This window comes from Actinoplanes sp. NPDC023801, from assembly GCF_040639655.1.
Classification (GTDB): domain Bacteria; phylum Actinomycetota; class Actinomycetes; order Mycobacteriales; family Micromonosporaceae; genus Actinoplanes.
Genome location: NZ_JBFAAI010000003.1, coordinates 490,741 through 503,951 on the forward strand (window position 1 = coordinate 490,741; position 13,211 = coordinate 503,951).

Below are 13,211 nucleotides of genomic sequence, written 5' to 3' on the forward strand. Positions count from 1 at the left end.
TCCGTGCAGCATGGGCCGGCTTCCGGCGGGTATCCCGTTCGCCATGGCTACTCGACGAACGAAGAAGCACGAACTGGACGCGGCCGACCGCAACGCGATGCCGGACAGCGTGTTCGCGTTCCCGCGGGTGCGCAAGGAGCCGCTCAACGACGCGAGTCACGTCCGCAACGCGATCGCCCGCTTCGACCAGGTACGGGACGTCAGTGACGCCGAACGCGACGAGGCCTTCGAACGGATCAGGAAGGCCGCGCGCAAGTTCGGCGTGGAGATGACCGAGACGCGGTGGCAGCAGCTGGGCAAACCGACGAAGTCGATGAAGTCGTCGGACAAGCCGCGTGACAGCGCGAGCAAGGCCGACCTCTACACCGAGGCGAGGAACCGGAGGATCACCGGCCGGTCGACCATGACGAAGGCCGAACTGCTGAGAGCGCTGCAACGCTGACCGACCGCCGAGGTAACTGGTCCAACCAGTTGACGGGTTGATGTGGGGCGGGCACACTGCCCGGCATGACGTTCGCACCCCTCGACAGGCAGTCCGTCTCCGATCAGGTATTCGGCCGGCTGCGGGACGCCGTCCTCGGTGGGCGTTACGCGGCCGGCGAGGCCCTGCCCAGCGAACGCGAGCTGGCCACCTCGTTCGGGGTGAACCGGCACGCGATCCGCGAGGCGCTGCGCCGCCTGCAGCAGCTCGGCCTGGTACGGGTCAGTCAGGGCGGAGCCACCCGAGTGCAGGACTGGCGGGCCACGGCCGGTCTCGACCTGGCCATGGCACTCACCCAGGCCGGCGACGTACTGCCGGTTCCGACACTGGCCCGCGACATGATGGAGATGCGGGCCGGCATCGGTGCCGACGCGGCGCGGCTCTGCGCACTCCGCGCGACGCCCTCAGCCCGCACGGCGGTGACCGAGGCCGTCGAGGCGTACGCCGCCGCGGTCCCCGATCTTGCGGCGATGGGCGCGGCCGACCTGACGGTGTGGCGGCGCATCATCGAGGGCTCCGGCAACATCGCCTACCTGCTGGCGTACAACAGCCTCACCGCGGGCGACCTCGCCGTCGGCCACGTGCCACCGCATCTGCGGGCCGCCGAACTGCTCGACGTCGCCGCCCACCGCCGTCTCGCCGCGCTGATCGCCGACGGCGACGCCACCGGCGCGGAGGCCGCGGCCCGGACACTGCTCGCCCCGCCGGTCGCTTCCGTTCGGAAGGCGGGACACCGATGATCCCCGCCGTGCTGTACGCGGTCCCGGCGTTCCTGCTGCTCATCGTGATGGAAGTGCTGTCGTTCCGGTTCCTGCCGGACGACGAGGAACGCGGTTACGAGGCTCGTGACACCGCCACCAGCCTGTCCATGGGCTTCGGCAGTCAGGTCGTCGGCGTGCCGTGGAAGCTGTTCACCGCGGTCGTGTTCGCCGGACTGTACGTGCTCAGCCCGTTCAAGCTCGACCCGCACGACTGGTGGGTGTGGGTGCTGCTGTTCTTCGCCGACGACCTCGCCTACTACTGGTTCCACCGGCTTCACCACGAGGTGCGTGTGCTGTGGGCCGGGCACGTCGTGCACCACTCCAGCCAGTTCTTCAACCTGTCGACCGCGCTGCGGCAGAGCTGGACCCCGATGACCGCGCTGCCGTTCTGGCTCGGACTCGCGGCGCTCGGCTTCCCCCCGTGGATGATCTTCCTGCAGCAGTCGATCAGTCTGGCGTACCAGTTCTTCCTGCACACCGAGCGGATCGACCGACTGCCCCGGCCCGTCGAGTGGTTCTTCAACACCCCGTCGCACCACCGCGTCCACCACGGCGCCAACGATCCGTACCTCGACCGCAACTACGGCGGCATCCTGATCATCTGGGACCGGCTGTTCGGCAGCTTCGAACCCGAGGGCGAGCGCGTACGGTATGGGCTGACCACCAACATCCAGACGTACAACCCGCTCAAGGTCGCCACCCACGAGTACGCCGCGATCTGGCGTGACCTGCGCGGCGCGAAGACGTGGCGGCACCGGGCCGGGTACCTGTTCGGGCGTCCCGGCTGGCAGCCCACGTCATGATCCTCCCGGTGTTCCTCGTCGTCGCCGCGGTCGAGATCGTCGCGGTCGCGGCCGACTGGACAGCCGTCCAGTGGGTGGCCAAGCCGCTGCTAGGACCGCTGCTGATCGCCTGGATGCTCCGGCGTGGACACCGGGACCTGGTCACCGTGGCGCTCGGCTTCGCCACGGCCGGGGACGTCGCGCTGCTCGTACCGGGGCAGCCCGCCTTCCTGACCGGGATGGCGTTCTTCCTCGGCGCGCAGATCTGTTTCATCGTGGCGTTCCGGCCCATCCGGGTGCGGTTCGCGGCCGGTTACGGTCTGCTCTGGGCGGTGGCGAACGTGCTGCTGTGGGAACGGCTGGGCGCTCTGGCCGTACCCGTCCTCGTCTACAGCCTCGCGCTGACCACGATGGCGGCGGCAGCGGCCGGCGTCTCCCGCCGGGTGGCCGCCGGTGGCGCGCTGTTCCTCGTCTCCGACCTGCTCATCGGCCTCGGCGCCGCCGGTCTGCGGCAACCGGCCCACGACGTACTCGTCATGACGACGTACGCCGCGGCGCTCGCCCTGCTCACGACCGGCTGGGTGGGGCATCGGGAGAATGCGGACCGGCCGGATTCGAACCGGCGTCCTCAGCTTTGGCAAAGCCGCGCGACGACCTCTGCGCTACGAGCCCGCACCCGGCCCGGAGCCTAGCGGCCGCGCCGGGCTGACCAGGGGTGCGGGCCGGCCGAATTCGAAACCGGCGTCCTTCGGTTACCGAAACACACGGTTCCGAGGTTGTCATTAGTTAACACAACTTGGCGCTGAACTGCGTAAACATGGCCCCGCATTTGGTCAATAGTCGTCACTGATGGCCAACGCCTGGCAGAGGTTTTCGGGGGTAAAAGGGGGGCGCTGGCTGTCCGCTGGCGCCCAGGGGCAGGTTTGTAGCTCACGGTACGTTCGAGAACCCACTGGCCCATGCACCCAACGGATCCAGCCGGTCCGCCGCCACCCCATGTACGAACGGCTGGCTACGGTCGCGGACGGCAGGTGCTGGCACGAATACCGTGATTGATCGCGCGCGGATGGGTGCCGCTACCGTGGCGGTGGAAGCCACTAGCCAGCGACTCGAAGGTTCGAACGGACGGGTCACCCGAAAGCCGTAGACCGAACTGCGGTCCACGGCACTGCAGTGACTGACCAGTCCGACCTTTCTCGCGAGTAATTGCTCCGGCAATGATGTCGACCGTGATTACCGTGACATCGTCTTCATGCGGTACATCGAGGTGTCGGCATGTCCGAGCGAGGCCCCGCTCCTTCATGCCATCAAGAGGCGGCGAGGAACGGCGGTGTTCTATGGTGGCCCTCGGCGGGTCCGGGAAGTGACTTCTCCGAAGTGTCGATCTTGGGGTTTGGGTCGGCCGCGCTGGATTGCAGAGTCGCCCCCGCTTGTCCTCCCGGCCCGTCCTGAGCCGTTTGGCGTCGGCGACCATCTGCCGGTAGACGACGTCGGACAGCCGTCGCCTCATGGCGCGCATCGCTCCTGTGGTGGTCTTGCCCTCGGCGAGTTTGCGCCGGTAGTGGCGCCGGCCTTCGGTGTCGTTGCGCAGCTGGACGACGGCCATGATGTGCGGGACCCGGTTGATGCGCCGGTTCCCGGCCCGCGACAGGCGATGTGGTTCGCCAGCATGGTCGGCCTGCCCGTCCGTCGAGCAGCCTGACGCGGTCCTCAAGCCGGGCTTACGGTCAATGACCGCACTTGTGGCGTGGTACAGGCCGGCTATCGGAAGCCGTCGGGCCGCTGCTGCCACCGATGGCGGCCAGGAGTACGCGCCGGCCGGCCAGCGGTCGATCGACGACTTTCACGAAGCGGGGACGGCCCGGACGTTGCGGTGTCATGGACCTGGTTGCGGTCGTCAGGCGTAGCTGTAGCCCAGGGTGTTGATGTCGCGTACCGCCGAGGGGGTGCGGCCCGCGCCGAACGGGCGCATGGCCTCGGTGTTGTCGATCACGCCGGCGGTGAATCCAGTGCGCGGCTGGTAGGTGTCGATGCCGCGGTTGTTTTGCCACTGCCACCAGAGGCGGTCGATGTTGGAGTGGTGCAGCCAGAACACCGGGTCGTTCGGGGCCTCACGGGTGGCCATGTGACCGCCGACGTAGTTGTGCACGCGGTTGTGCAGCTCGATCTCGTTGCGGTTGCGGTAGCTGTTCGACACGGACCCGTTCCACGGCGACTGGTCGTACACCGTGTAGCTCTGCACGGTGTTGACCGTGGTGGCGGTCGGGCGGCTGGCGTTCTGGCCGACCCGGCGCTGCAGGAAGTTGGTGGCGATGCTGCTCCGGTACATCGTCCAGCTCCAAGAGGGGCTGAAGTTGCCGCTGGAGACACTGCCGTTGGTGATCGCGCCGAGGAAGTCGGCGGTGAACGGCGAGGCCGAGCCGGTCCAGTCCCAATAGGGAATGAAGACGGCCGGGTTACCGCTGACCGTCTGCAGGTCCAGTTCCAGCAGCCGCAGGTATTCGCGGTGCCAGGGAAAGAACGACGGCGACTGGTGGGCGTGACTGATGTTGTCGTTGGTGCGGGCGAAGTAGGTGATGTGCTGGTCGATGTACCAGTTGTAGTTGCGCCCGTTGGCGGAGCCGGTCTTGAGCCCCCAAAGGGCGTTGATGAAGGCGGTCTTCTCCGCGCTCGTCATGGCGGCGATGTTCTTGCGTACGACGGCCATTGGTCAGTCGCCTTTCGGTTGGGGAACGATTTTCCTCGGCAAATTGCCGCGCGTCAGTGGGAGTGGGCTCGCGCGGCCTCGTCACTGAGCTCCAGATCCCCCAGCATGTCGACGACCTTCCGGGCCAGCTTCTTGAGACCCCCCTTGTTCTTGCCGTTGTCGATCTCCACTGGGTCGTAATGGTTGATGGCGCTGATGTAGGCCATCGCCACGTACGGTTCCGATCCGTCTTCCGGAACGAATAGAGTGCTGATGACGGTGAGTGCCAGCTTCCGGTTATTGATATGCAGCTCGTCCTTGCCTCCGCTGTTGTGCTTGCCCTTGATCTTCTTGCCTTTGTAGGTCTCGTCGAAGTCGCGCGGGTCGTTGGGGGCAGCCTTCTCCGGCCCTTGGGCGGAATTCGGGCCGGCCAGTGCCTGCACACCGAACAGGGTGGACGCGGCGGTAACGGCACCGGCTGCGCTGTAACGCAGGACATCGCGACGTTTCATGTCAGTCATGGCAATCCTTCTTTGTAAACCAAGCTGCCGTAGATCATCAAACTATGTTCTTTTGGCGCGTCTTCTCATAAAACCGGATTTGCGACTACAGTCCTAATCGTGTAGGCCCGGCGCAGTATGTGACACGGCCCAGTCATCAAAAGGATTACCGGTGAGGGGTGTACCGGGGCTTTTCGGCCCGCTTCCGGCCGTGCTTCACACCAGATATTCACGGTGCATCCGTCGCTCGCGGCGCCGGCTCCTCCTCGAACCGACACCGCACCAGGACTCCTGGCCCGAGGACGGCCGTGCGGTGCCGCCCGAGTAGATCCTGGTAGGTGCCCTACGAAAGGGCCGCCCCTCGGCGAGAGGCGTCCCTTCCCGTTCCTGAAAGATCAGCTGGTACCGCGTCTATCGGTCAGCCCCCCAGGCCGGGGATCTTGATCGGCAGGTCCGGCAGCCCCGGGAGGAGCGGCTTCCGTGCCGGCACTTCCAAGTAGTGGGGCTTCTGGTCGGCCACCCGGTGGATCGGGATCAGAGTGCCGTCCATCGCGTACGCCAGGAGCCGGATGCGCCGTATGGCGGCGCCCAGGTCCTCGGCGGTGACCCTGAGCAGGGCGATCGCTTCTTCACCATAGCGCCAGGCCGTGGCGACGCCGATCTCGAAGCCGGCGGCGAGGCGGGTGTAGGTGTCGCCGCTGCGCAGGTGGGCCAAGGCGAGCAGGGCCTGGCGGCGGGGTTCAGTCTCCTCCACCGGGATCTGGGCTGCTGGCGGTGGCCGCGGGTGCGGTCGGCGAGGTGGTTCAGGGTCCGGCTGGACAACGAGATCGTGGACGGGTAAGACAGCATGGCGAGGCTCCCAGTCGGGTCGGGGCATCGGGTTTCGGTCGACTTGCTGTCCTACCTGGAGCCTCGCCCTCATCGGCCACCGGCCCCCGCCTATCGGCGCTGACCTGCAAGATCAGGTTGGAAAAGGCTCCTTGGTGTGATGGTTCTGGCCAGTGGTGTTGTTCGGGTTATTGATGTCGTTCCGGTTCTGCTGGTGGTGTGGGTTGTGGTTCTTGGCCTGGTACGGCTTGCCGTTCTGGTACGGGCCGCCGTTCTGGTACGGGCCGCCGTCCTGGTACGGGCCGCCGTCCTGGTACGGGCCGCCGTCCTGGTACGGGCCGCCGTCCTGGTACGGGCCGCCGTCCTGGTACGGCTTCTTCGGCCCGTCATAATCGTTGTATGGGTTGAACGGAACACCATTCAGCTTCCCGTACTTGATGCCTTTTTTGAACTTGAACGGGTGCGTGTAGGGGCCGCCGACCTTGAAGGACTTACCGACCAGGTAATCCGGCTTGTAGGGCCAGTCACCGGGCCATCCGCCGGTCCAGGAGTTCCAGTACCAGTCGTCCTCCTCGACCTGGAGCACCCAGACGTGACCCCAGCCGGGTACCCATGCCGGGAAGCAGTAGTAGTCGCCCCAGGCGCCATGCTTCTCACCCCACCAACCGGCCTTGCTGCACTCCCATTGTTCGTCGAAGTAGCCGACCGCATACTCGTCGTCCCAGTCCCAGTAGGGACCGGCGTTGTTCGCGGCAGGCGTGCCGGGCGACTGAACGGCGGCAGGAGCCGCCTGAACCGGGCTGATGCCGAGCATCGCACCGGCCGCCAGGGTCATGCTGGCCATGGCCAGCACACGCTTTGCATTCTTCATGTCACAACCTTTCAGGCAAATCGCCATGACTTGCACAGCTCACCACGGCAGGGAAGCCCAATCTGGCGTTCAGAGGAAGGCTGACTGTTCGTACGACTCACGGGGCGTCCGTAGGGACAGGGGCCACAGAGACGGGCGCGCAACCTCCAACCTTCACCGTCAACAGCGACGCCCTGACAGTCCCGGACACCCGCCGTCCCCCACCGCTGCTGACGGCCAGGAGCCGGCCGAGGTGATGCCCGCCGACAACGACCTGGCGGTGGATTCGCCCCGGACGCCGGGCTCTACTGATGGGGGCGCTGTCTGGTTGAGTCGGCCTGGAGCGCGGTGCCCGCGTTGCCGCTGGTCCGTTTCTCCAGGCCGCTCGCCGAACCCGCCGTGCGCGTCTCCGCGCAACGGGCTCTCCACGAGGATTCCGGCTTTGAGGAACGCCTTCACCAGCGCCAGCACGCGTTTGTCCTTCACCGTGCTCGGACGCGGTCCATCAACGCGGCGTGGTCGATGGGAGTCGAAGCACGCTTCGATGTCCGCGTCGAGCACCCACCGGTACCCGTTGGTGCCGTACTGGTGGATGTCGGCAATCGCGTCCTGGGCCCGCCGCTTGGGCCGGAACCCGTAGGTTACCGCCCACGCCCGCACCTAGGTTGCACTCGAAAGGCTCTGACCAGAAGGAATGCTGGTCAGGGCCTTTCGCTGGGTGGGCCGGCCGGATTCGAACCGGCGTCCTTCGGTTCTGGAGACCGACGCGACGACCTCTGCGCTACGAGCCCGCACCGGCCGTGATTCTAGCCACGATCTCCGTCAGGACGGCGGCCCGGTCACGCGACCGGTCGTCGCCGGAGCGGTCGGCGGCGTGCCTCGCTTGCGCGGTCAGCATTCTCAGTCGCATCAGGTAGTCGCTCATCTCCGCCCACGACGGCAGCCGGGCCGCGAGCAGCCGCAACACCTCCGGGTCGTCGTTGTCGGCCGCGCGCTGGACCGCGTCCGCGGTGACCACCGCGCCCCGGTCCAGCAGTTTCCGGGCCAGGTCCGCGCTGACCGCGTGCGCGGCGGTGCGCAGCGTGTTGATCACCGGGACCCGCCGGTCCAGCAACCACGCGGCCGCGTCGAGACGCCGGTTGATCAGGGCGATGTCGATCGGGGTGAGACCGCCGCCGACCGGTTCGGCGAGGTCGCAGCCGGCAGTCGCGAGCCGGTCGAGCAGCCCGGGGTCACCGGCGGCGGCTGCCCGGTCCAACGCCAGCCGGCGCAGCCGCGGCCGTCCGGCGATAGTGCCGGCCGCCAGCGCCGACCGCCAGTCGAGGACGGCCGCGCGTACCAGATCGCGTAGTTTCCCGGCGACCCTGGGCTCCGGCCCGGACAGTTCCTCGATGGCGTCGCGCATCTCGGTGCCCGCGTCGGCGTCACCGGACTCCCACGGGTCGTCCTCGAGCGCGAGCTGACCGAAGAGCGCCCGCACGTCCGGCGCCAGCCCATCCGCCCGGTCACCCTGGCGCAACTCCCAGCCCGGCGGAAGACCCTGCTGCCAGTAGACGACCGAGCCGTTGCCCGGCCCGTCCGCGGTGTCCACGTAGAGCCGGTCCAGATACTCGAACCCGCCGAACGGCAGGAACCGGCACGGCTCCGATCCGGTCTCGTGCTCGATCCAGCCCCACAGGTCGTCATAGCCGTCCGACTCGGGGTAGAAGAGTTCGGTGAACGAGATCTGCCCGTCCAGCTGGTAGTCCAGCTGCCCACCGAAACTGGTCCGCCACAACGCGATCAGCGCCTCCGGCAACGGACCGGAACACCGCGCGGCAACCGTCTGCAGTGTCTCGTCGTCGATCGGTGGCTGCGCGTCGAGGATCAACCGGTCCGCGAAAACGGCGATGCCGGCCGCACCGGCGATCCACCGGTCCTTGTCATCGAGCAGGATCGCTTCAGGCACGGCCACACCCTAACCATTCGGTACGGACCACGCCGCCCCCGCAGATTTCGGCCGGTTCCGCCAGCTACCACGCAAGTATCCCGCACCCCGGTCCTCGCGAACGGGGTAGCGCGGCGGATGTCCGACGTGTCAAGTTGAAGCCCCGCTGACCGTTCTAGAGGAGCTCCATGTCACCCGGTGACCTGCAGACCGATCGTCCGCACTCGGCCCGCATCTACGACTACCTGCTGGGTGGCAAGGACAACTTCGAGGCGGACCGGCGCGCGGCCGAACAGGCACTCGAGCACACTCCCACCCTGCCGATCTCGATGCGTGCCAACCGCCGGTTCATGGCCCGGGTCGTCCGGCGCCTCGCCGAGCAGGGCATCGACCAGTTCCTGGACGTCGGCACCGGGCTGCCCACCTCGCCCAACCTGCACGAGGTCGTTCAGGGCGTACGGCCGGAGGCCACCGTCCTCTATGTCGACAACGACCCGCTGGTCCTCACCCATGCGCGGGCGCTGCTGACCCCGGTCGGTACCGGAGCCGTGTCCTATCTCGACGCGGACCTGCGGCAGCCCGCCACGATCCTGTCCTCCGAGAACGTCACCGAAGGCTTCGACCGGACCCGCCCGGTGGCCGTCACCCTGATCGCCGTCCTGCAGCACGTGACCGACGACGATCAGGCCCGCGACATCGTCGAGCAGCTGCTCGCTCCGTTCCCGTCCGGAAGCGCGCTGGCCCTGTCCGTCGTCACGATCGACAACGATCAGGCCGGCCAGGGCACCGTGAACACCTACAACCAGAACGGTGTCCCGGTCGTGGCGCGTACCCGCGCCGGCGTCGAGGCTCTGTTCGCCGGCTTCGACCTGGTGGAGCCGGGTGTGGTCCCGGTCCACCACTGGCATCCCGGCCCGGAGGACAGCAGCATCGACGACGCCGCCGTGTTCATGTACGGCGGCCTGGCCCGCAAGTAGCCCGGCGGCGTTCGCAGCGGTTCAGCGCCGCGAAACCCTTCACCTCTCGCTTTGCCGGCAGCCGCCGTGTCGAATGTCAGAAAGAAGGAAGGGGACCGATGGGCCGCTACGACCTGCGGGACCGGATCGCGAGCCTCGATCCGGAGCGTGACCACCTGGAGATCTACCAGATCTCGTCGGGGCGCGAGTTCCCCTGGGACTACACCCGGGCACTGGAGTTCGCGCTGTTCCGGACGTACTGCGTGCCGAGCATCTCGAAGCTGCTCGCGGCCACCGGGGAGTTCCGGGACCGGCCGCAGCGGCGCTACGACGACACGGCGCTGCTGATGGCCGAGATGGCGGCACACGGGTACGACTCGGAACGCGGCCGTGAGGCACTCAAGGTGGTCAACCGGGCGCACGGCCGCTACGCCATCACCAACGACGACATGCGGTACGTGCTGTCGACGTTCGTCTACGACCCGATCGACTGGCTGGACCGTCACGGCTGGCGGCCGTTGCACGACAACGAGCGGCTGGCGGCGTTCCACTACTACCGCGCGGTCGGCAGACGGATGGGCATCAGGGACATCCCGGAGTCGTACGACGACTTCCTGGCCTTCAAGAACGCCTACGAGCGGGAACACTTCGTCTACAGCGACACGAACGCCGAGATAGGCAGGTACACCGTGGAACTGTTCGCGGCCTGGTTCCCGCGATTCCTGCGGCCGGCGGTCCGGCTCGGGGTGCGCGGCATGCTCGACGAGCGGATGCTCACCGCTTTCGGGTTCGGTCCGGCGCCGCGCTGGGTGGGCGTTTCGGCCACGGCCGGGCTCCGGGTGCGTGCGTTCGCTCTGCGATTTTTCCCGCCCCGCAGGGAATCGGTCCTCGGCCGGTCCGAGCACAACCGCACCTATCCCGGCTATCCGGCCGGCCGCCGGCCCTCCGACCTGGGCGCACCGCCTCCGCCCTCGGATCTGCCGGCCGAGTTCCTGCGGTCATCACGTCAGGATCAGGGTCATATTGGCATGACCTGATGCATTGCTGCGATTCGATGTCTGAGGGTTTGCTGTGAGCACTGATCCCCCAGATCCCGGAGGTCGTTCATGAGACGACGGTCCTTCGCGGCTCTCGCCGCGGTTGCGCTCTGCGCGACCACGGCAGTGTCCGCCTCCTCCCCCGTCGGTGCGGAACCGGTCGTCGAGGCCTCGGCTACCGCTGAATACGAGATCTACGATGTTCGTACGCTCAAGCAGCGCAACGCCATCGCCGGCACCGGCGTGTCCCTCGAGGACGTCGAGCACGGCGTCGCGACGGTCACCGCCACCGGCAGTGAGGTCGCCCGGCTCAAGCGGCTCGGGTTCACCGTCGAACCGGTGATGCGGACCCTCGACTTCCCGCCCGCCGACGCGGCGTACCACAACTACGCCGAGACCGTCGCGGAGATCAACTCGGTGGTGGCCGCCTACCCGGCGATCGCCAGCAAGCGGGTCATCGGCAAGTCGTACGAGGGCCGCGACATCGTGGCCGTGAAGATCTCCGACAACGTCGGCACCGACGAGGCCGAGCCCGAGGTCCTCTACGACGCCAACCACCACGCCCGCGAGCACCTGACCGTCGAGCAGGCGCTCTACCTGCTCGGGCAGTTCACCCGGACGTACGCCACCGACACCCGGGTGAGGAACATTGTCGACACCCGGGAGCTCTGGATCATCCCGATGGTGAACCCGGACGGTGTCGAGTACGACATCGCCTCCGGCAGCTACCGCTCGTGGCGCAAGAACCGGCAGCCGAACAGTGGTTCCAGCTATGTCGGCACCGACCCGAACCGCAACTACGGTTACCGGTGGGGCTGCTGCGGCGGGTCGTCGGGCAGCACGTCGTCGGCCACCTACCGCGGCCCGTCGGCGTTCTCGACGCCCGAGGTCCGTGCGATCCGCGACTTCGTGAACAGCCGGGTGGTCGGCGGCGTCCAGCAGATCAAGGCGGCGATCGACTTCCACTCGTACTCGAAGCTGGTGCTGTGGCCGTACGGGCACACCACCGCCAACACCGCCACCGGCATGAACGCCGACCAGGCCAACACGTTCGCCACCCTGGGCCGGCAGATGGCCGCCACCAACGGGTACACCCCGCAGCAGTCCAGCGACCTCTACATCACCGACGGTGACTCGCTCGACTGGCTCTGGGGCCAGCACAAGATCTTCGCGTACACCTTCGAGCTGTACCCGGGGAGCTCGGGCGGCGGCGGCTTCTACCCGCCGGCCAGCGTGATCCCGACCGAGACGGCCCGCAACCGGACGGCGGCACTGATGCTGGCCGAGGCGGCGGACTGCCCGTACAAGGTGATCAACAAGCAGTCCACGTACTGCTGACACTCCCCGGCCTGCCGGCCACCGGCGATCGTCGGTGGCCGGCAGGCCGAAGTGCTTCTCCGGCTCCGCGTCACGAAAACGCTTCTCCGGCTTCCCGTCACGGAAGCGCTTCTCCGGCTCCGCGATATAAGCGAAGCGAGATGTTTATATGTATGAATTTCGATGCCATGCTCGGTGCACCCCAGATCAGAGGAGAACCGAGATGCGCAGATGGCGAACCCTTCTGGCGATGCTGGCCGCGGTCGTCACCGCCGCCACGATGTCACCGGCCCCCGCGTCGGCGGCCGGAGCCGACGACCCGGTCGTCACCCCGTACGTGGTCGGTGGCAGCCGCGCCGCCCTGGGCGAGTTCCCGTTCATGGTGCGGCTCTCGATGGGCTGCGGCGGCGCTCTCTACAGCCCCACCCTCGTCCTGACCGCGGCCCACTGTGTCGGCCGGACCGGCGCCAACTCGTCGATCACCGCCACCTTCGGCGTCGTCGACCTGCAGTCGTCGGCTCGCGTGACCCGGCGCTCCAACTACGTCTACCGGGCGCCCGGCTACAACGGCAACGGCGACGACTGGGCGCTCATCCGCCTGGCCAGCCCGGTCAGCGGCGCCAACATCGCCACCCTGCCGATCACGACCTCCACGGCGTACGACTCCGGGACCTTCACCATCGCCGGCTGGGGCGCCAACCGTGAAGGCGGCGCACAGCAGCGCTACCTTCTCAAGGCGACCGTACCGTTCGTCAGTGACGCCACCTGCAACTCCAGTGCCATGTACGGCGGCCAGGTGATCGCCGCCGAGGAGATCTGCGCCGGTCTGACCTCCGGCGGCGTCGACACCTGCCAGGGCGACTCCGGTGGCCCGATGTTCCGCCAGGGCGCATCCGGCTGGGTCCAGGTCGGCATCGTCAGCTGGGGCGACGGTTGCGCCCGCCCGAACAAGCCGGGTGTCTACACCCAGGTCAGCTACTACTCCTCCGCGATCCGCTCCGCCGCCACCAGCCTCGGCGGCTGAACCGTCCTCTGATCACCACCGGGCGCCCGCTGTCTCTGCGGGCGCCCGGTGGATCATGGGGA

The 13,211-nt window shown here is 67.6% G+C and carries 10 protein-coding genes, 2 tRNA genes and 3 pseudogenes; 8 read left to right on the forward strand and 7 right to left on the reverse strand.

What is annotated here, in order from left to right:
• Positions 1 to 43 precede the first annotated feature (43 nt).
• The 4 genes and pseudogenes from AB0G04_RS09255 to AB0G04_RS09270 all read left to right on the forward strand — a co-directional run.
• Complete coding sequence (locus tag AB0G04_RS09255; protein ID WP_360979137.1) at positions 44 to 442, forward strand: DUF6582 domain-containing protein; 399 nt, start codon at positions 44 to 46, stop codon at positions 440 to 442.
• A 65-nt stretch (positions 443 to 507) separates the two neighbouring features.
• A complete protein-coding gene (locus AB0G04_RS09260) occupies positions 508 to 1,221 on the forward strand; it encodes a GntR family transcriptional regulator (RefSeq protein WP_360979140.1) in 714 nt (237 codons plus the stop codon).
• Positions 1,218 to 2,045 carry a sterol desaturase family protein gene (locus AB0G04_RS09265; RefSeq protein ID WP_360979143.1) on the forward strand — a complete coding sequence of 276 codons (828 nt, stop codon included), beginning with the start codon at positions 1,218 to 1,220 and terminating at the stop codon, positions 2,043 to 2,045. The genes AB0G04_RS09260 and AB0G04_RS09265 overlap by 4 nt, the downstream gene beginning before the upstream one ends.
• Positions 2,046 to 2,158: 113 nt before the next feature.
• Positions 2,159 to 2,542 (forward strand): annotated as a pseudogene (locus AB0G04_RS09270) (lysoplasmalogenase family protein); the annotation flags it as partial.
• Positions 2,543 to 2,622: 80 nt separating this feature from the next.
• Here the strand turns inward: AB0G04_RS09270 and AB0G04_RS09275 are convergent.
• The 7 genes and pseudogenes from AB0G04_RS09275 to AB0G04_RS09305 all read right to left on the reverse strand — a co-directional run bounded on the left by AB0G04_RS09275 (position 2,623) and on the right by AB0G04_RS09305 (position 8,836).
• A tRNA-Gly gene (locus tag AB0G04_RS09275) sits at positions 2,623 to 2,698 on the reverse strand.
• 1,223 nt (positions 2,699 to 3,921) lie between these two features.
• On the reverse strand, positions 3,922 to 4,731 hold the full coding sequence (locus AB0G04_RS09280; protein ID WP_360979146.1) for a tyrosinase family protein: 810 nt from the start codon (positions 4,729 to 4,731) through the stop codon (positions 3,922 to 3,924).
• Positions 4,732 to 4,784: 53 nt separating this feature from the next.
• Entirely contained in the window at positions 4,785 to 5,231 is a 447-nt protein-coding gene (locus AB0G04_RS09285; RefSeq protein ID WP_360979149.1) for a tyrosinase family oxidase copper chaperone, read from the reverse strand.
• A 475-nt stretch (positions 5,232 to 5,706) separates the two neighbouring features.
• A pseudogene (locus tag AB0G04_RS09290) lies at positions 5,707 to 6,059 on the reverse strand (transposase family protein); the annotation flags it as partial.
• Between the two features lie 112 nt (positions 6,060 to 6,171).
• Positions 6,172 to 6,909 (reverse strand): hypothetical protein, encoded by a 738-nt coding sequence (locus AB0G04_RS09295; protein ID WP_360979152.1) that lies wholly within the window; start codon positions 6,907 to 6,909, stop codon positions 6,172 to 6,174.
• Between the two features lie 694 nt (positions 6,910 to 7,603).
• Positions 7,604 to 7,680, reverse strand: a tRNA-Trp gene (locus AB0G04_RS09300).
• Complete coding sequence (locus AB0G04_RS09305; protein WP_360979155.1) at positions 7,670 to 8,836, reverse strand: SMI1/KNR4 family protein; 1,167 nt, start codon at positions 8,834 to 8,836, stop codon at positions 7,670 to 7,672. The genes AB0G04_RS09300 and AB0G04_RS09305 overlap by 11 nt, the downstream gene beginning before the upstream one ends.
• Positions 8,837 to 9,003: 167 nt before the next feature.
• On the opposite strand from AB0G04_RS09305, the gene AB0G04_RS09310 reads away from it, so the two are divergent.
• From AB0G04_RS09310 to AB0G04_RS09325, 4 genes and pseudogenes are all read left to right on the forward strand, one after another.
• The gene (locus AB0G04_RS09310) at positions 9,004 to 9,792 is read left to right on the forward strand and encodes an SAM-dependent methyltransferase (RefSeq protein ID WP_360979158.1); all 789 of its coding nucleotides are present in this window, start codon (positions 9,004 to 9,006) and stop codon (positions 9,790 to 9,792) included.
• 98 nt (positions 9,793 to 9,890) lie between these two features.
• The gene (locus tag AB0G04_RS09315) at positions 9,891 to 10,808 is read left to right on the forward strand and encodes an oxygenase MpaB family protein (RefSeq protein ID WP_360979161.1); all 918 of its coding nucleotides are present in this window, start codon (positions 9,891 to 9,893) and stop codon (positions 10,806 to 10,808) included.
• A gap of 132 nt (positions 10,809 to 10,940) precedes the next feature.
• Positions 10,941 to 12,143, forward strand: a pseudogene (locus AB0G04_RS09320) (M14 family metallopeptidase); the annotation flags it as partial.
• 205 nt (positions 12,144 to 12,348) lie between these two features.
• Positions 12,349 to 13,149, forward strand: a complete 801-nt coding sequence (locus tag AB0G04_RS09325; RefSeq protein ID WP_360979164.1) for a serine protease — start codon at positions 12,349 to 12,351, stop codon at positions 13,147 to 13,149.
• Positions 13,150 to 13,211 lie beyond the last annotated feature (62 nt).